The organism is Rhizobium sp. ZX09, assembly GCF_017357485.1.
GTDB lineage: Bacteria > Pseudomonadota > Alphaproteobacteria > Rhizobiales > Rhizobiaceae > Agrobacterium > Agrobacterium pusense.
Window position 1 is genome coordinate 2039808 of record NZ_CP031363.1, and the last position, 18176, is coordinate 2057983.

The 18176-nt window shown below is 60.5% G+C and carries 15 protein-coding genes; 7 read left to right on the forward strand and 8 right to left on the reverse strand.

Features of this window, described 5'->3' with window-relative positions:
- Positions 1–24: 24 nt before the first annotated feature.
- Both BTN45_RS10220 and BTN45_RS10225 read left to right on the forward strand, forming a co-directional pair.
- On the forward strand, positions 25–945 hold the full coding sequence (locus tag BTN45_RS10220; RefSeq protein WP_174150241.1) for a sugar kinase: 921 nt from the start codon (positions 25–27) through the stop codon (positions 943–945).
- A 138-nt stretch (positions 946–1083) separates the two neighbouring features.
- The gene (locus BTN45_RS10225) at positions 1084–2133 is read left to right on the forward strand and encodes a glycosyltransferase family 1 protein (RefSeq protein ID WP_207587562.1); all 1050 of its coding nucleotides are present in this window, start codon (positions 1084–1086) and stop codon (positions 2131–2133) included.
- Between the two features lie 170 nt (positions 2134–2303).
- Here BTN45_RS10225 and BTN45_RS10230 read toward each other — a convergent pair whose 3' ends face one another.
- The 4 genes from BTN45_RS10230 to BTN45_RS10245 all read right to left on the reverse strand — a co-directional run bounded on the left by BTN45_RS10230 (position 2304) and on the right by BTN45_RS10245 (position 6084).
- On the reverse strand, positions 2304–2912 hold the full coding sequence (locus tag BTN45_RS10230) for a DUF2026 family protein (RefSeq protein ID WP_207587564.1): 609 nt from the start codon (positions 2910–2912) through the stop codon (positions 2304–2306).
- A 196-nt stretch (positions 2913–3108) separates the two neighbouring features.
- Positions 3109–4539: a ribosome biogenesis GTPase Der gene (gene der / locus BTN45_RS10235; RefSeq protein WP_004443070.1), complete on the reverse strand. Its 1431-nt coding sequence runs from the start codon at positions 4537–4539 to the stop codon at positions 3109–3111.
- A 132-nt stretch (positions 4540–4671) separates the two neighbouring features.
- Positions 4672–5343: a tetratricopeptide repeat protein gene (locus BTN45_RS10240; protein WP_004443073.1), complete on the reverse strand. Its 672-nt coding sequence runs from the start codon at positions 5341–5343 to the stop codon at positions 4672–4674.
- Positions 5344–5499: 156 nt separating this feature from the next.
- Complete coding sequence (locus tag BTN45_RS10245; RefSeq protein ID WP_207587566.1) at positions 5500–6084, reverse strand: NnrU family protein; 585 nt, start codon at positions 6082–6084, stop codon at positions 5500–5502.
- 148 nt (positions 6085–6232) lie between these two features.
- Here BTN45_RS10245 and BTN45_RS10250 point away from each other — a divergent pair, with 148 nt between their 5' ends.
- On the forward strand, positions 6233–7216 hold the full coding sequence (locus tag BTN45_RS10250; RefSeq protein ID WP_207587575.1) for a polysaccharide deacetylase family protein: 984 nt from the start codon (positions 6233–6235) through the stop codon (positions 7214–7216).
- 46 nt (positions 7217–7262) lie between these two features.
- On the opposite strand, the gene sbmA is transcribed toward BTN45_RS10250, so the two are convergent.
- The 4 genes from sbmA to BTN45_RS10270 form a co-directional block, all read right to left on the reverse strand.
- The gene (sbmA, locus tag BTN45_RS10255) at positions 7263–8537 is read right to left on the reverse strand and encodes a peptide antibiotic transporter SbmA (protein ID WP_006699415.1); all 1275 of its coding nucleotides are present in this window, start codon (positions 8535–8537) and stop codon (positions 7263–7265) included.
- Between the two features lie 185 nt (positions 8538–8722).
- The gene (locus tag BTN45_RS10260) at positions 8723–9913 is read right to left on the reverse strand and encodes an MFS transporter (protein WP_022556741.1); all 1191 of its coding nucleotides are present in this window, start codon (positions 9911–9913) and stop codon (positions 8723–8725) included.
- Between the two features lie 222 nt (positions 9914–10135).
- Positions 10136–10888 (reverse strand): type I methionyl aminopeptidase, encoded by a 753-nt coding sequence (gene map / locus BTN45_RS10265; protein ID WP_004443083.1) that lies wholly within the window; start codon positions 10886–10888, stop codon positions 10136–10138.
- A gap of 51 nt (positions 10889–10939) precedes the next feature.
- Positions 10940–12004 (reverse strand): LLM class flavin-dependent oxidoreductase, encoded by a 1065-nt coding sequence (locus BTN45_RS10270; RefSeq protein WP_207587577.1) that lies wholly within the window; start codon positions 12002–12004, stop codon positions 10940–10942.
- A gap of 205 nt (positions 12005–12209) precedes the next feature.
- On the opposite strand from BTN45_RS10270, the gene BTN45_RS10275 reads away from it, so the two are divergent.
- From BTN45_RS10275 to xdhC, 4 genes are all read left to right on the forward strand, one after another.
- Entirely contained in the window at positions 12210–12986 is a 777-nt protein-coding gene (locus tag BTN45_RS10275) for a 3-hydroxybutyrate dehydrogenase (RefSeq protein ID WP_006699412.1), read from the forward strand.
- A gap of 127 nt (positions 12987–13113) precedes the next feature.
- Positions 13114–14583, forward strand: a complete 1470-nt coding sequence (xdhA, locus tag BTN45_RS10280; protein WP_207587585.1) for a xanthine dehydrogenase small subunit — start codon at positions 13114–13116, stop codon at positions 14581–14583.
- Positions 14584–14586: 3 nt separating this feature from the next.
- Positions 14587–16926, forward strand: coding sequence for a xanthine dehydrogenase molybdopterin binding subunit (xdhB, locus tag BTN45_RS10285; RefSeq protein WP_207587591.1), 2340 nt, complete (start codon positions 14587–14589; stop codon positions 16924–16926).
- A gap of 195 nt (positions 16927–17121) precedes the next feature.
- Entirely contained in the window at positions 17122–17976 is an 855-nt protein-coding gene (xdhC, locus tag BTN45_RS10290) for a xanthine dehydrogenase accessory protein XdhC (RefSeq protein ID WP_173614789.1), read from the forward strand.
- Positions 17977–18176: the final 200 nt, after the last annotated feature.

Here is an 18176-nt window from a genome sequence, read left to right on the forward strand (position 1 = left end):
TGGAATAAACGGGAGGATGACGGCGTGGGCGGACGATTTCTGTCGATTGGCGAATGTATGGTGGAACTGTCGCAGGCCGGCAACGGGCTGCTGCGTAAGGGTTTTGCCGGCGACACCTTCAATACCGCCTGGTATGCGCGCGCCTGCCTGCCGGAGGACTGGTCCGTCGATTATTTCACCGCACTCGGCGACGATCCGCTTTCGGAAGACATGCTGGCATTCATTGCGGAAGCCGGCATCGGCACGGAAAAAATCCGCCGCATCAAGGGCGGCACGCCCGGCCTTTACCTGATCAACCTGAAAGACGGCGAACGCACCTTCAGCTACTGGCGCAATGCCGCGGCGGCAAGACAGCTCGCTGCGGACGCGGACCACCTGCGCAAAACGGTCGAAAACGCCGACGTGGTCTATTTCTCCGGCATTACGCTCGCCATCCTCGCCTCCGCCCATGATGTCGATACATTCCTTGCGGAACTGCGCCGCGCCAAGGCGGCGGGCAAGCCCGTGGTCTTCGATCCCAACATCCGCCCGCGCCTCTGGGCGGACAAGGACATCATGCTGGAGACGATCTCCAATGGCGCCCGCGCCGCGACGCTTGTCATGCCGAGCTTCGACGACGAGGCGAGCCATTTCGGCGATACCTCCGTGGAAGCGACCATTGCCCGTTACCGTTCGCTCGGTGTTGAAAACATCGTTGTGAAGGACGGCGCCAAGGGCGCAACACTCGATTTCGGCGGCAGCCGCAGCCACGCCCCGGCGATGAAGGCCGTTGAGGTGGTTGACACGACGAGCGCCGGCGACAGTTTCAACGGCGCCTTCCTCGCCCGTTATGTGACCGGAAGCTCTCCGGAAGAAGCGGCCACTTTCGCCGCAAGGGCGGCGGCAACCGTCATCGGCCACCACGGCGCGCTGATCAGCCCCGAATTGCTCCCTCTCGTCGGATAGCCGCCACGCCCGGCCAGCAAACAAGGTTTTGCAGCCGTCACAGACCCTGACATGATCCTGTAACACGCGCGCCGCATATACGGGCGGAAGCCGGGCAATGGGGATTCGCCCGTGCGCAGATGAGCAGGATCGGTGTTCATGACGAGAATCACGATTGTCACAGATGCCTGGCACCCGCAGGTCAACGGCGTGGTTCGCTCGATCGAAAACACCAATACCGAACTCGCGCGGCTCGGCGTCGATGTGCGCATGGTGACGCCACAGAGTTTTTACAGCATCCCCTGCCCCACCTATCCGGAAATCCGCCTTTCGGTTGCCGGCTATCGCCGCGTGGCGGCGGAGATCGAAAAAAGCCAGCCCTCCTTCGTGCATATTGCCACAGAAGGGCCGCTGGGTTTCATGGCGCGGCGCTGGTGCGTAAAGAACCGCATGCGTTTTTCAACCAGCTATCACACCCGCTTCCCCGAATATGTCGCGGCGCGCTTTCCCGTGCCGGAAAGCTGGCTTTATGCCTTCGTGCGCTGGTTCCACAATGGCGGCAACACCTGCATGGTGGCGACGCCAAGCCTTGAGACAGAACTGGAGGCGCGCGGTGTGCGCAACCTCAAACGCTGGAGCCGCGGCATCGACGCCGAGCTTTTCCATCCCCGCCCGAAGGCAAAGCTGCCCTTCGACCTGCCGAGACCGATTTTCATGACCGTGGGACGTGTAGCGGTGGAGAAGAACCTGCCGGAATTCCTCGATCTCGACCTGCCGGGATCTAAGGTCGTCATCGGCGACGGCCCCGCCCGCCATGAATTGCAGGAAAAATACCCTGACGTCCTTTTCACCGGCGTCAAGACCGGCGAGGGTCTTGCCGACGCCTATGCGCAGGCCGATGTCTTCGTTTTCCCGTCCAAGACAGACACCTTCGGCAACACCATTCTGGAAGCTCTGGCAAGCGGCGTGCCCGTGGCCGCCTTCCCCGTTACCGGACCAATCGACATCCTTGGCGGCAACCCGGCGGCCGGAGCGCTGGACGACAATCTTCGCGATGCCTGTCTTGCCGCCCTTCATTGTTCGCCCCAGGCGGCGCTGGCGCTCTCCAGGAGCTACAGCTGGGAAAAGGCATCCAGGCAATTCCTCGACAATGTCATTCATGCCGCTGGCAAATCGCTGCCGCTGCTCTCCCGCTCCCAACTTGCATGAGTCGATCCCCGAGATTTTCTTCAGGGATAGTGGACGAAACCGATCGGGAATGTCACAAGGCGATCAGGACGCGACTGCCGTTATCTTTAGAACGGGGTCGGGCTGCTGATTGACGTCAGGCGGCTGCCGCGAGATTACGCTGGCCGTCCTTTAGTCCGATAAACCGGTGCCTACCAGGCACCGACCAGAGATTCGCCCGTCAGCGGCACGGCCCGTTCCTTTCCGTCTCGGTCCTTGACCGAAAGAGATGCGGCCATCTGCTTGGGTGACTTGCGGAACCAGTTGGCGGCGACGCTTGCCATATCGCCGATCATCGCGTGTTTGTGCCATTCGGCAAAGCGCTTGGCTGTTGCTTCCGGCTCCGAACGATAGAAGAAATCGCCGGATTGGCCGAGATCGTTGATGGATGCCGCCATGGCGGAGAGTGGCCGCTGGAACATTTTTGCCGGCACCGACAGCCCCCGGGCGCTATCGGCAAAAGCCGGCGCCATGAAATCGATCGCCCAGCCATCGGCGTCGATCCAGCAGTGGAAATTCTCGCCCGCACCTGTCACGTAACCATCGTCGCGATGATCCGCGAACAGGAGCACCTTTCCGCCAAGATTATAGGCCGCAAGCCCGCCCTTCGGCACCGCCTTCACCTTGTAGTGCTGCTGCAGGATGAAGGCGCCGAAAGTGCTGAAATACATCGAGGCCGAAGCGGGATCGGCGTTCTGGGCGAGGAGCAGGCTGTTGATGACGCGGTAGATCCGCTGATAGTCGGTCTGCTTGATCAGCATGATTTTTACTCTTCAAAACAAGGCGTTGGATGAGCGTCCGCCGCTTGTTTCTTCTCCCCGAGGGGGAGAAGTCCGCGGCAGCGGGATGAGGGGGCTAGGCCAGCGATATACGGAGAGCTTGCCCCCTCATCTGACCCTTCGGGCCATCTCCTCCCCGGCAGGGAGAAGAAAATTGCCGCGACGTCTCACGCCAGAATCAACGTCTCTTCTTCGCCTTGCTCTCGAACGGATTGTCCGACCCGCGATAATGCACGCGGATCGGCACGCCCGGCATGTCGAAATCCTTGCGCAGGCCATTGACGAGATAACGCGTATAGCTCTCCGGAATGGCTTCCGGCCGCGTGCAGGAAATCATGAAGGCGGGCGGGCGGGCCTTGACCTGCGTCATATATTTCAGCTTCAGGCGGCGGCCGGAGACGGCCGGCGGCGGGTGCTGCGTGGTCTGCGCGTCGAGCCAGCGGTTAAGCCTTGCGGTGGAGATGCGGCGGTTCCAGACCTTGTCGGTATCGATGATATTCTGCATCAGCCGGTCGAGACCATACCCCGTCTGTCCGGAAATCGGCACGGCGCGAATGCCGCGCGCCTGCGGCAGAAGACGCTCGGTCTTTTCACGCAGATCGGCCAGATAGGCCTGCGGGTCTTCGACGAGATCCCATTTGTTGAAGGCGAGCACGGCGGCGCGTCCTTCGCGGATGACGAGATCGACCAGCTGCAAATCCTGCTTTTCGAACGGAATGGTGCTGTCGAACACGATGACGACGGTTTCGGCGAAGCGGATGGAGCGCAGCGAATCCGCAACAGAGAGCTTTTCCAGCTTCTCCGTCACCTTGGCCTTGCGGCGCATGCCGGCCGTATCGAACATCTTGATGGTGCGGCCGCGCCAGTCCCATTCGACGGAAATACTGTCGCGGGTGATACCGGCTTCGGGGCCGGTCAAAAGGCGATCTTCGCCGAGGAAACGGTTGATCAGCGTCGACTTGCCCGCATTCGGCCGGCCGATGATCGCGACGCGCAGCGGCTTGGTCTCGTCATAGACGGGCTCTTCGTCTTCCTCGTCCTCGCTGCCGGGCTCGCTGCGTGGCAGAACGATATCCGTTTCCGCCTCGTCCACCTCCGGAGGGAAGGCGACGTCTTCGCCGATCGCCTCGACAATGGCGTCGCGCAGGTCGATCATTCCCTGGCCGTGTTCGGCCGAGATCGGGCAAGGATCGCCAAGACCGAGCGTGAAGGCATCGTAGAAACCGGCGTCGGAACCGCGCGCTTCGGATTTATTGGCCACCAGCACCACCGGCTTGCCGCGTCGGCGCAGCATTTCCGCCAGCGTCTCGTCGGCCGGCGTCAGGCCTGCCTTTGCATCCACGACGAAGAGTGTCACGTCGGCATCGTCGATCGCCGCTTCCGTCTGGGCCCACATGCGGCCCTGAAGCGTTTCCGGCCCGGATTGCTCCAGACCGGCGGTATCGATGATGGTGAAACGCAGGTCGACGAGCTTTGCCTCGCCAGGCCGGCGGTCGCGGGTCACGCCGGGCGTATCATCCACAAGCGCCAGCTTCTTTCCGACGAGACGGTTGAAAAGCGTGGACTTGCCGACATTGGGGCGCCCGACTATGGCGACGGTGAAGCTCATTGATCCTGGTTCCTTAAAGCACGTCTGCCCAAAACGTTACCTGTTTTGGGCAAAGGACATGCGTAAAATAATGCGTTGGATCGCTTTGGCAATGCGAAGATTGTCGGCGCGATCTCGGGCGGGGCAGCGGCGTTAGGCAGCCTTGCCCGAAGCGGTGATGTTATCGAGCATGATCTGCGCGCGATTGGTGACGTTACGCGGCGCCTGCGTGTCGCCGACGATCTGCTCGAACCATTGCTTGGCCTTGGCGAAATCGCCAGCCTTATAGGCGGCAAGACCGAGCGCCTCGCGGGCGGAAGCGCGCATGGTCTGGCCGTCAGTGCTGAGCGGTTCGGCAAGCGCAGCCACCTGATCATAGGTGCCATTATCGACCAGCAGCCAGGCGGCGCGAACCTTGGCGGCATCACGGAAGACCTGCGGCGCGGAATTATCGTTGCCGATCGCAGTGAAGGCGGCGATCGCACCGGCCGCATCGCCCTTCTGTGACAGCAGCGTTGCCGAACGGAACTTCGCCAGAACGGGATAGTTGCCGTGACCGGAGGTTTCGAGATCGGCGAAGGCCTTCAGCGCCTCATCCGTCTTGTTTTCGGAAGCGAGCGTCAGGGCCGCCAGGAACTGATCGCCGGAATTGGAGGCACGGCTGGTGTTCCAGTATTCGTAGATGCCGGCACCGGCGGCACCGAGAACAACGAGGACGGCGGCACCCACGACCACGATACCGTAACGGCCCCAGAAGCGCGACAGCTGCTCGGAGCGGATCTGCTCGTTCACTTCGCGGATAAAGGTATCATTCTCGTTTGCCATCAAATTCTCCGTTACCCGCGCGGAGATCGTGTCCCGATCCATCCGTCCGCGGACATACCAAGCCGCTTACCCGGATCGGCAAAAGTAAGGCCAACCGGGTCATGGTCGGCCTTCTAGCCTATTTTGCCTGATATGTAAGGGGGAAACGTCGATTTCCTACATGGCGATGGGCTGAACGCCGATCAACCATTCGTGCAGTTTCAGGATGAAAGCCCCCCACAGAACAATGCCGCCGACGACCGCTATCAGATCGTAGCGGCTTGAAACGAAGTCGCGGACCACTTTTTCACCTGCCCGTTCCCGGCGCTTCAGCGAAATCCGCATCACCACGCCCCAGGCAAGGAACGACACGAAAAGCAGGATCGAAGACGTTTCGCCATTGGCGAGAAGATGCGCGAGCGCCCAGATTTTGACGGCCAGAATGAGCGGATGTTTGGTCTTCGTTGCGATATGGCCAGCCGGGATGAGGCTGGCCACGAGACAGATCATCGCCAGCAACATCAGGGTAATGGCGATGTGGCTCATCCAGACCGGCGGATACCAGAGCATGCCCGTCTCCTGCCGCGCTTCGCCGAAAGCGTAAATGACAAGGCCGAGCGTGATGAGGCTGACGACGGAATAAACGCCCTTGAATGGCCCTTCACCCATCGTCGCGATCATGCGCGCGCGAAACTGCGGTGCGATCACCTTCAGGAGATGGGTGAGCAAAAACAAGGCAAGACAGAGTGCGAGAAAAAGCATGAACACGGCCCCCGGAGTGGAACGAAGCGGCTCAATCACCGCAGTCAAGAACAGGAATTAGGCTGAAAGTCATGAAAACGCCAGACTATTCAAAGCTTCGCCTTATTCCACCCGCAAAAGGCCACGGTGTTCATATGACGGAAGACTGATGTTTCGCCCCTTTGCCGCCTTTTCCCTGTCGCTTCTCGCCGCCCTTCCCGCTTTTGCGCAAGAGGTGCAGAAGCCGAAGCAGCTTGTCATCGTTTCCTTCGACGGTGCGGGCGACAATACGCTTTGGGAAAGAAGCCGGACGACGGCGAAAGAAGTCGGGGCGCATTTCACCTATTTTCTCGCCTGTACGCTGGTGATGGATCGCAGGACCAGCGCCAAGACCTATCAGGGACCGGGCCAGAAGGCCGGCCGCTCCAATGTCGGCTTCGGCCAGTCGCCGGATGAGGTGGAGGCAAGGCTTAGAAACATCTGGGCCGCCTATCGCGAAGGCCACGAGATCGCCAACCACACCTGCGGCCATTTCGACGGCGGGCAATGGACCGCCGAACAGTGGGACGGCGAATTCACCACCTTCACCAGCACGCTGGAAAACGCCTGGCAGATGATCGGCAAGAAGGGCGAGGAGCCCGAAGGCTGGCGCGACATGGTCAAAAAGATCAATGGTTTCCGTGCACCCTATCTGTCGCAGGGTCCGGCGCTGACCGCCGCGCAGAAAAAGCACGGCTTCGTTTACGACGCCACCAGCATCACCAAGGGACCGGAATGGCCGGTGGAGCGGGAAGGTATCCAGCATTTCGGCCTGCCGCTGATACCCGAAGGCCCGGGCAACCGCCCGATCATTGCCATGGATTACAACCTCTTCATCCGCCACTCCGTCGGCGTCGAAACGCCCGATCGCTCGAGCGAGTTCGAAGAGCGCGCCTACACTGCCTTCCGCAACGCTTTCGACAGGCAGTACAATGGCGAACGCATTCCCCTGCAGATGGGCTTTCACTTCGTGAAAATGAATGGCGGCGCCTACTGGAACGCCTATGAAAGGCTGCTGCGCGAGGTCTGCCACAAGACCGATGTCGCCTGTGTTAGCTATGCTGAAGCCATGCCGATGATCGAGGCGCGCAAGAAGGCGAAGACCGAGGGCTGAAACCTCTTCACGAAAAAAGGCGGCCGATTGGCCGCCTTTTTGTTTGTCAGGGTCGATCAGCATCCAGCTCGCCGCCTCTTGCCTCCCGAAGCAGGTAGCGCTGGTCGATTTCAGGCAGTTCCTGCCCCTCGATGGCCGCTTCGAAAGCTTTAAGACGTTTGTAGATCGACAGGAGTTCAACAATGGTCGTCCATGAGTTGACGAGGTACTGGAACGAGCCACGGACCTGTTCAAAGACGTTGAGTACCTGGTTCATCAGCCCGAGCGTTACCTTGCCGGCAACGATCGACGGGATGAGTACCAGTGTGCCGAAGATGTTGTCCGCCTGCAGATAAAAGATGCGGGCGACGTTGAAGTAGAGATAGTGGAAATAGAGGCGGAAATAATTCTTCCGGACATTCGCGAACAACTCGCTGATGGTCAGGGGATCCGCGCGATCTTCATGGTCTTCACCATAGACAAGTTCTTTTCGATACGCCGCTTCGACGCGCTGATTGCGGAACTCGAGGCCGGGCAGTTTGATACCCACGAGCGCCAGGAAAACGGTTCCGAACACTGACCAAACGATCGCAGCCCATACCAGCGCATGCGGCACGGTCCCGAAAAACGGCAGGTCCGTGATGGTTTCCGAGAAAGTGAACAGGACAGGTAGAAATGCAATCAGAGTCATGATCGCGCGCACGAAGCCCACGCCCAGCCCCTCGACCGTGGAGGAAAAGCGCATCGTATCTTCCTGCACACGCTGCGAGGCACCTTCAATATGCCGCAGACGATCCCAGTTCGACATGTAGAATTCGTTCATCGCCGTGCGCCACCGGAAAATGTAGTGGCTGACGAAAAACAGATTTAGAACGCCAACGAAGATGGCGACGAAGGCAATGCCTGCGAAACCAAGCGACCCCATATATAGCTGCTCAGCCGTAACAGGCGCCGTTCGCGCCAGAGCCTGCTGGATGAGGTCGTAGAACGGCCCGTACCAGGCATTCACCGCAACACTCACCTGCACCGAAAAATACGTTGCGAAAATAATAAGCGCCGAACCGAGCACTGACCAGTTTTGCCAGCGATGGGGCCGATACCAGAACCAGAATGCGGAAAAGATCAGCGCGGCAACGGCATAATAGATGTAGAACCACAGGAACGGCGTGGACCAGAAAACCGAAACGCCGATGACAGGCTCCTGTCCGGCAGGCAAAGGCGGCAGGCCAATGGCGGCGCCCCAATTGCGGCCGCCGGCATACCAAACGCCGATCATGGCCATCGCCCAGACGAAGGCCGACGTGAAGAACAATTTCGGTTTGGGAAAGAAGGAATGAAACACGTTTCGAACTCACGCGCGTTTGAAATCAGCCATTATTGGCGAAGCACTAGATTGCCCGAACCTAGGGCAGAAATTTGTGCACAGCAACGGCGAAGCGCTGACCTTAACAAGATGTAAGGCAGAGTCCGTGGACGATACCCAGCGGAAACGCAGGATGAAAGGGGAAGAGACAGCGGCCCGCGGCCTTAACCACGCCGCTCCGTGGCGAGCACCGGCAGCATCAGCAGAATGCTGACGACGAGCACGGCGGAGGCGAGAACGCTGGGCGCGGTAAAACTTCCCGTCGCCTCGGCAATCCAGCCGGCGGCAAGCGGCCCGACGATCTGGCCCGTCCCGAAAGCGGCCGTCATCAGCGCAAAGGCGCGACGCGGGCTCGGACCCGCAAATTCCCGGCCGAGCTGTAGCCCGTAAGCGGTGATGACCATGAAGGTCAGCCCCAGGAGCAGACCACCCATGAGCACACCGGACACGGGCGGCAGCATCACGGAGGCGAAGACGCCGACGGCTTCCACGGCAAGAACGATCACGAAAGCACGTTTCAGCCCCTGCGCCCTCAATAGCGGCTTCCAGAGGAACAGGGATACCGCAGCGGCGCAGCCGGTGATGAACCAGGCGAGGAACTCCACGAAAACACCGGCTGCTGCCATGCGCGCTATCGCCACGATGAAGGTGGCTGTGATGACATAACCGAAGCCAAAAAGACCGTAGGCCAACGTCGTCAGGAAAAGCGGTCGTGTCCAGCTGAGCGGCGGTTCCGCCACCGCGGAAGCATGCCGCGGCGGGCCTGCCGGCAATATCCTGAAGACGAGCATAAAGGTCAGGAAGGAGAAGACGGCGCCGGCGATCCATTCCTCCCGCCACGAGGCGCCACCGCCATCGAAGACGACACCGATGAGATAGACCGCAAGCGAGGAGATTGCGATCCCCGCGCCGACGCCACCATAATGCAACGCCTGGATATTGTCCCTGCCGGCCTTGACGGCATGGCCGATGACGATCTGCGAGGTGAAGATCATGGTCAGCGCACTGGCGATACCGGCGAGAAACCGGATGACTGTGAAAGCGGCGACGGAATTGAAAGCCGCCATCGCCAACAAAAGCGCTCCGGTTGCAAACAGGCCGCTCAGCGCCACCAGCCTTTCCCGTCCCGAGCCCCATGAATAAGCGGCGAGAACCGCACCCGCCAGATAACCGGCAAAGTTACCAGCCGCCACGATCCCCGCATCCCCCGCAGACAGGGGCACATTCGCCATCATGCCGGGCAGGATCGGCGTAAAGGAAAAACGGCCGAAGCCCATGGCGGAGGCCATCATCAGGGCACCGGCGAAACCGAGCGCTGTCAGATGTCTGGCGGAAAGTGGCTTGTCGATGCTCATGCATGGCTTATCGCAACGGGGAGGATAAGGGACAAGCGAGTTATTTTGATCGGCGTTATAAGCGGTCGTTATCGGTCACGCGGTGAGCATCGAGGGTGCCGCGGATTTCTTCTCCCCGCAGGGGAGAGGGTGGCCCGAAGGGTCGGATGAAGGGGCCAGGTTGCCGGATTTCGGAGAGCTTGCCCCCTCATCCCGCTGCCGCTTGTTTCTTCTCCCCAGTCGTCAGTCCGCGAGCGTCAGCACCAGCGGCCCGTTCTTGGTCGCGACCACGGTGTGTTCATATTGCACCGTCGGCGCGCTCGGATCGCTATAGAGCGTCCACGGATCATCATCGCCGTCTTCCGCCCAGTAAGCCCCCGTCGAAAGAAATGGCTCGACAGTGAAGACCATGCCTTCCTGCATGATGCGCCGCTCATCCTTGTCCGGCCAGGTCGCCAGTTCCTTCGGCTCCTCGTGCAGCGAACGGCCAATGCCATGGCTCGCCAGATTGGTGATCAGCGTGTAGCGGTTTTTCTTGGCGAAAGCGCCGATGGCATTACCGATATCGGCAAAGGGACGGCCGGTCTTCACCTGCTGCAGGCCTGTCCACATGGCGCGCTTGCCATCGCGGCACAGCCGCTCGATTTCCTTTTTGACCGGCGGCACGGCGAAAGACGAACCCGTGTCGCCGAAAAAACCGTTCTTCACGGCCGAGACATCGATATTGACGAGGTCGCCCGCCTTGATAATGCGCGCTCCCGGAATGCCGTGGGCCACTTCCTCGTTGACGCTGATGCAGGTCGCACCGGGAAACTTGTAGCAGAACTCCGGCGCCGATTCCGCATCGTTATCCTCAAGCACCTTGCGGCCGATGGCATCCAGTTCGGCCGTGGTGATGCCCGGTTCCAGCGCATCCGCCATGGTCTGCATGGCAACGGCGCATATACGGCCGATATCCTTCAGCATGACCAGTTCTTCGTCGGTGGAGATAACCATATGTCTTTCCGTCATTGTGAATGGCGGGTCTCGTGGCGCCCGCCTTGGTAATCATGAGGCCGTGGCTTTCACCGGATCGGCGCTCCCCGTCAATTCTTTTCTGACGATCGGAGCGACTTTCGTACCATAAAGCTCGATGCCGCGCATGATCTGATCATGTGGCATCAGGCCGATGGCCATCTGCAGCAGGAAGCGATCATTCCTGAATACCCCATGCGCCTTGATGATCTTTTCTGCCACCAGCTCCGGCTCGCCGAGAAAAAGATTGCCTTCCGGGCCACGCGCTGCATCGAAATGGGCGCGGTTGGTCGGCCCCCAGCCGCGCTCGCGGCCGATGCGGTTCATCACCTCCGCCTGCGGACCGTAAAACTGATCGGCCGCCTTGTCGGTGGTATCGGCAATGAAGCCATGCACGTTGATGCTGGTGCGCAGTGTCGTCTTGTCCTGACCGGCCCGCCGGGCAGCCTCGTGGTAGAGATCAAAGAGCGGCGCGAAGCGGCGATATTCGCCCCCGATAATGGCGAGCGCTACCGGCAACCCCATGGCGCCGGCGCGGGCGACAGATTGCGGCGTGCCGCCAACGGCGATCCAGACAGGCAGACGTTCCTGCAGCGGTCGCGGATAAACGCCCCGACCGTTGATGGCCGGGTGCTTGGCGCCCGACCAGGTGACGATTTCCTGTTCGCGCAGCGCCAGCAGCAGATCGAGCTTTTCGGCAAACAGCACGTCGTAATCTTCCAGATCATAACCGAACAGCGGATAGGATTCGATGAAGGAGCCGCGCCCCGCCATGATCTCGGCACGGCCGTTCGACAGGAGATCGACGGTGGAAAACTGCTGGAACACGCGAACGGGATCATCCGAACTCAGCACCGAAACGGCGCTCGTCAGACGTATGTTCTTTGTCTTCACCGCCGCCGCAGCAAGCACGGTGGAGGGCGAGGACACAACATAGTCCGGGCGGTGATGTTCGCCGAGCCCGAACACATCGAGACCTACCTGGTCGGCAAGTTCGATTTCCTCCAGAAGCTCCCTGAGCCGGCGCGCGCCTTCCGGCCCCCGGCCATCGGCGGGGTTCGGGTTAACATCCGCGAAAGTGTAAAGACCGAGTTCCATGAACATACCTCTGTTTGCCTGTCCGAGAGATAGGGACTGAGGCCCCCGCAGACAAACGCATAATATGGAAGTTTAGCTTCGAAAAAATGGATGGGCGCCGCCGGATCCGTGTCCTGTGACCCCGGACAGAAATGGCGATTGCCAGCCTGCCTTCTTGGGCATACGCTGGTTAAATATGTGCGAAGTAATGCAAAAAGGGGAAAGCATGCATCGGACAGTTATCGTGACAGGCTCCACGAGCGGCATCGGCCTTGCCATTGCCCAGAGATTTGCAAGGGAGGGCGCAAATGTCGTGCTGAACGGTTTCGGCGACGAGGACGAGATCGAAAAACTCCGTCTGGTGCTGGAAGCCGAAAGCGGCGGGCGCGTGCTTTACCATCCCGCAGACATGACGAAACCGGACGAGATCGCCGATCTCATCCAGTCGTCGCACGATAAGCTCGGCTCCGTCGACGTGCTCATCAACAATGCCGGCATCCAGCATATCGCACCCATCGAGGAGTTTCCGACGGAAAAATGGGACTGGATCATCGCCATCAATCTGACCAGTTCCTTCCATACCATGCGCGCCGCGATACCGCTGATGAAGAAGGCTGGCAAAGGCCGCATCATCAACATTTCCTCGGCCCATGGCCTCGTCGCCTCGCCGTTCAAATCGGCCTATGTGGCCGCAAAACACGGCATCATGGGCCTGACGAAAACGGCGGCGCTGGAGCTTGCGCAGACCGGGGTTACCGTCAACGCCATCTGTCCCGGTTATGTGCTCACCCCGCTGGTGGAAAAACAGATACCTGAGATGGCCAGGGTGCGTGGCATCAGCGAAGAGGCGGTGAAGAACGACGTGATGCTGGAATTGCAGGCGACGAAGCAATTCGTCACCGTCGATGATGTCGCGACCGCGGCCATATTCCTGGCCAGCGACGCCGCCAGCAACATCACCGGCACGCATATTTCCGTCGACGGTGGATGGACGGCACAATAATCGCCAAATTTTCTTTCCGTTATGGAAAGAATGAATTGCCAAAACGGAAATCGATATGCCCGCCGGGGCGTGCATAGATGAACAACAAGAAACCGGCTCGGCGGCCGGACAAAAAGCAAGGCATTGCATGAACGACGCGATCAGCTTCATCCTCAACAGCGAAACGATCTCGCTTAGGGATTTCGGACCGACAGACACGCTTCTCGATTACCTCCGCATCAGCAAGCGGTTGACCGGGACCAAGGAAGGCTGCGCGGAAGGCGACTGCGGCGCGTGCACGGTGCTGGTCGGGCGGCTGCTGGACGGTTCTCTGCGTTATGAAAGCGTCAATGCCTGCATCCGTTTTCTGGGCTCGCTGCACGGCACCCATATCGTGACGGTGGAGCATCTGGCAGCCCGCGACGGCACGTTGCATCCCGTGCAGCAGGCCATGGTGGATTTCCACGGCTCGCAATGCGGCTTTTGCACGCCGGGCTTCATCATGTCGCTTTACGGCTTGTGGCTGACCAGCGAAAACCCCGGCCGCGCCGATATCGAGAAGGCGATGCAAGGCAATCTCTGTCGGTGCACGGGTTACGAGCCGATCGTGAAGGCCGCCGAAAAAATCGCTGCCGCCCGCCCGAGCGCCCTGTTCGACCCGCTGCAACGCGACCGCACCGATATCATGGCACGGCTTTGGGCGATCCGCGAAAACGAGACTATCACGATCGTCAGCGGCGAAGACCGCACCATAATTCCGGCAACGCTTGCTGATCTTACCGAAATCTACGCCGCGGAGCCGAAAGCGACCATCGTTGCCGGCTCAACCGATGTCGGCCTGTGGGTGACGAAGCAGATGCGGGCGCTGAACCCTGTCATTTTCATCAACAATCTCGGCGACCTGCAGACCATCACGGTGGGGGAAGACGGTATCACGCTCGGCGCGGGCGTCACCTACAGCCAAGCCTTCAAGACCATCGCAGAGCATTTCCCGCCGCTTGCCCGGTTGTTCGATCGTCTCGGCGGCGAGCAGGTGCGCAACATGGGCACCATCGGCGGCAACATCGCCAATGGCTCGCCTATCGGAGATACACCGCCGGCGCTGATCGCGCTTAACGCGACGCTGACTCTGCGTTCTTCCTCGGGAAACCGCAGCCTGCCGCTGGAAAGCTATTTCATCGATTACGGCAAACAGGACCGGCTCAGCGGCGAATTCGTCGAAAAGCTCTTGATTCCGTTCCAGAAGCCGGAAAGCCACTATGCCGTCTACAAAATTTCCAAACGCCGCGACGAGGATATTTCCGCGCTGTGCGGAGCGTTCAATCTGACGCTTGATGCTGAGGGCGCAGTCGAAGACATCCGCATCGCCTTCGGCGGCATGGCCGGTACGCCGAAACGCGCTGCACATCTGGAGGCGGCGCTTCTCGGTAAAGCGTGGTCGCAGGACACGATTGATGCCGCGCGCGATGCGTTGGACGAGGATTTCACCCCGCTGACCGACTGGCGGGCGACCGCCGAATATCGGCAACTGACGGCCAAGAATTTGCTGACACGGTTTTTCCTCGAGACAGCAGGGGAAAAGCAGGAACTTGCCCGCTTCTCGCTGGAGGAGGCTTGAACCATGGACACCACAAGCTTCGACAAGACCAAGACCGAAATCGACGGCCCGATGCACACCTCGCTCCGTCACGATTCCGCCCACAAGCACGTGACGGGCAGCGCCGAATATATCGACGATGTTCCCGAACCCGCGGGCCTCATCCACGGCGCGCTGGGCATGGCGGACCGTGCCCACGCGGAAATTGTGTCGATGGACCTCTCCGAGGTCGAAGCCACACCAGGCGTTCTCTGGGTGATGACCGGCAAGGACGTGCCCGGCGAAAATGACATTTCCTCCGGCGGCCGTCACGACGAGCCGCTGCTTGCCGAAACAAAGGTGGAATTCCACGGCCAGCCGATCTTCGCGGTCTTCGCCGAGACGCGCGATATTGCTCGCAAGGCCGCCCGGAAAGCAAAGATCACCTATAAGGATCTGCCGCATTTCACCGACATCGATACAGCGATTGAAAACGGCGGCGCGCTCGTCATCGATCCGATGACGCTGAAGCGTGGCGATGCGAAGCTGGAAATGGATGTCGCGCCACGCCGCCTCACCGGCACGATGCGGATCGGCGGACAGGAACATTTTTACCTCGAGGGCCACATCGCCATGGCGGTGCCAGGCGAAGACGATGATGTGACGGTGTGGAGCTCCACCCAGCATCCGAGCGAAATCCAGCACATCGTCAGCCACATCCTGCAGGTGCCATCCAATGCAGTCACCGTGCAGGTGCGCCGCATGGGCGGCGGTTTCGGCGGCAAGGAAACGCAGGGCAACCAGTTCGCCGCGCTCTGCGCCATCGCCGCCAAGAAGCTGAACCGGGCCGTGAAACTCCGGCCAGACCGCGACGAGGACATGACGGCAACAGGCAAACGCCACGATTTCCGCGTCGATTACGAGCTGGGCTTCGATGACGAGGGCCGCATCCACGCCGTCGATGCCACCTATGCCGCCCGCTGCGGTTTTTCCTCCGATCTATCCGGCCCGGTCACGGACCGAGCGCTGTTCCATGCGGATTCCAGCTATTTCTATCCGCATGTGCACCTCACCTCGCGGCCGCTCAAAACCCACACCGTCTCCAATACCGCCTTTCGCGGTTTCGGCGGCCCGCAGGGCATGCTCGGCGCGGAACGATTTATCGAAGAAATCGCCTATGCCGTCGGCAAGGACCCGCTCGATATCCGCAAGCTGAATTTCTACGGCGAGACCGGTTCCGGCCGCACCACGACGCCCTATCATCAGGAAGTCGAGGACAACATCATCGCCCGCGTTGTCGAGGAGCTGGAGATGTCAAGCGACTATCGCGCACGACGCGAGGCGATCGTCGAATTCAACAAAACCAGTCCGATCATCCGCAAGGGCATCGCGCTCACCCCTGTCAAATTCGGCATCTCCTTCACCATGACCGCCTTCAACCAGGCCGGCGCGCTGGTGCATATCTATAATGACGGCTCCATCCATCTGAACCATGGCGGCACCGAAATGGGCCAGGGCCTTTACACCAAGGTGGCGCAGGTGGTGGCCGATGCCTTCCAGGTGGATATCAACAGGGTGAAAATCACCGCCACCACCACAGGCAAGGTACCGAACACCTCAGCCACCGCCGCCTCGTCAGGCACCGACCTTAACGGCATGGCCGCTTATGACGCCGCCCGCCAGATCCGCGATCGGCTGATCAAATTCGCCGCCGAGAACTGGAACGTGCCGGAAGAGGAAGTCGTCTTCCTGCCGAACCGGGTCCGCATCGGCCTTGAGGAAATCGCCTTTAACGACTTCATCAAAAAGGCCTATTTCGCCCGCGTGCAGCTTTCCGCCGCCGGTTTTTATAAGACGCCGAAAATCCACTGGGATCGCGCCGCCGGCCGTGGCACGCCGTTTTATTATTTCGCCTATGGCGCGGCGTGCTCGGAAGTATCGATCGATACGCTGACCGGCGAATATCTGATGGAACGTACCGATATCCTCCACGATGTCGGCAAGTCGCTCAACCCGGCCATCGATATCGGCCAGATCGAGGGCGCCTTCGTGCAGGGCATGGGCTGGCTGACCACGGAGGAATTGTGGTGGGACGGCAAGGGGCGGCTGCGCACCCACGCGCCTTCCACCTACAAGATCCCGCTCGCCTCCGACCGGCCGAAGAGCTTCAACGTCAGGCTGGCGGAATGGTCGGAAAATGCCGAACCCACCATTGGCCGCTCCAAGGCCGTGGGCGAACCGCCCTTCATGCTGGCCATCTCGGTTCTCGAAGCCCTCTCCATGGCCGTCGCTTCCGTGGCAGATTACAAAGTCTGCCCACGCCTCGACGCGCCAGCGACGCCGGAGCGGGTGCTGATGGCGGTGGAACGGTTGAAGAAGGTTTGAGGGAGGACGTACCCATGCGGCCGAGCCCCCTCATCCGTCCCTTCGGGCCACCTTCTCCCCGTCGGGGAGAAGAAAGATGCCGCATCGCCTCACCCTTCCTGCAAGCACGTAAGATGGACGGAGCCAGTGCTCCGGGTTTCTTCTCCCCGCCGGGGAGAAGGTGGAGCGCAGCGCCGGATGAGGGGGCCAGCCCCAATGCCTGACGCCTCCCTCTCCACTTTCCTCGCCCGCTACACCTCCACAATCCTCGTGGAAATCGAAGCCGTGAAAGGCTCGTCACCGCGCGAGGCCGGCACCTTCATGCTGGTCAGCCAGGAGGCCATCTGGGAAACCATCGGCGGCGGCCAGTTCGAATATATGGCCATAGACCATGCCCGCGCCATGCTGCGCAGCGGTGTTGCCGGAGACCGCATGGATATACCACTCGGCCCCGAAATCGGCCAATGCTGCGGCGGGCGCACCCTCCTGCGCTTTCGGCTGGTCACTGCGGATATTGCCGCTGCGCTTGAGGCAAGGCAGAAGGGCGAAGCCGAGCAGCAGCCCGCCGTTTTCATTTTTGGTGCCGGCCACGTGGGCAAGGCGCTGGCTGAGGCCCTGTCGCTGTTGCCCCTGACCCTGACCGTGATCGAAACACGCGAAAACGAGCTGCGCGATCTTCCGTCTGCAGCGGCGTCCATACTCACCCCCATGCCGGAAGCATTCGTTCGCAAAATCCCGGCAAATGGGGCCGCGGTCATCGTCACCCACGATCATGCACTCGATTTCATGATCGCGAAGGAGGCGCTCGCCCGCAACGATCTCGCCTATGTCGGCATGATCGGCTCGAAGACCAAACGCGCTACCTTTGCCCATTGGCTGGAGCGGGAAGACGAGCCGCCTTCCCGCCTTGCGAAACTCATCCTACCCATCGGCGGCAGCGGCGTCAGGGACAAGCGTCCCGCCGTTATAGCGGCCCTTGTGGCAGCCGAGTTGCTTCAAGCATTTTCCGCTGCCGAAACCCGCCGCAGCGGTAATCAATACGGCCATCCTCAAGGCCTAGATCTCGCTTGAGCGCGTCCGGCAGGCTTTCATCCGCCAGATTGTCGGGTTGGAGGCTCTCTAGGATAAACCGTTCCGCTGTCCGCAGGCCCGCGCGCAGGCGGGACCACGCGCGCAAGAGTGCTGTGCGCATGTTCGTCTCCGTTCAAAAATGTCAGAAGCTCAGTTGATGAATTGCGCTAAAAATGCTCTGATTTCCGAATAAAAACCAA

Coding starts and splice junctions, on each gene's coding strand:
- BTN45_RS10270 (WP_207587577.1), bottom strand. CDS start 12,004: ATGGAACTCGGTCTTTACACTTTCGCGGATGTTAACCCGAACCCCGCC.
- BTN45_RS10225 (WP_207587562.1), top strand. CDS start 1,084: ATGACGAGAATCACGATTGTCACAGATGCCTGGCACCCGCAGGTCAAC.
- BTN45_RS10275 (WP_006699412.1), top strand. CDS start 12,210: ATGCATCGGACAGTTATCGTGACAGGCTCCACGAGCGGCATCGGCCTT.
- xdhB (WP_207587591.1), top strand. CDS start 14,587: ATGGACACCACAAGCTTCGACAAGACCAAGACCGAAATCGACGGCCCG.
- xdhA (WP_207587585.1), top strand. CDS start 13,114: ATGAACGACGCGATCAGCTTCATCCTCAACAGCGAAACGATCTCGCTT.
- BTN45_RS10245 (WP_207587566.1), bottom strand. CDS start 6,084: ATGCTTTTTCTCGCACTCTGTCTTGCCTTGTTTTTGCTCACCCATCTC.
- map (WP_004443083.1), bottom strand. CDS start 10,888: ATGGTTATCTCCACCGACGAAGAACTGGTCATGCTGAAGGATATCGGC.
- BTN45_RS10240 (WP_004443073.1), bottom strand. CDS start 5,343: ATGGCAAACGAGAATGATACCTTTATCCGCGAAGTGAACGAGCAGATC.
- xdhC (WP_173614789.1), top strand. CDS start 17,122: ATGCCTGACGCCTCCCTCTCCACTTTCCTCGCCCGCTACACCTCCACA.
- BTN45_RS10230 (WP_207587564.1), bottom strand. CDS start 2,912: ATGCTGATCAAGCAGACCGACTATCAGCGGATCTACCGCGTCATCAAC.
- BTN45_RS10250 (WP_207587575.1), top strand. CDS start 6,233: ATGTTTCGCCCCTTTGCCGCCTTTTCCCTGTCGCTTCTCGCCGCCCTT.
- BTN45_RS10260 (WP_022556741.1), bottom strand. CDS start 9,913: ATGAGCATCGACAAGCCACTTTCCGCCAGACATCTGACAGCGCTCGGT.
- der (WP_004443070.1), bottom strand. CDS start 4,539: ATGAGCTTCACCGTCGCCATAGTCGGGCGCCCCAATGTCGGCAAGTCC.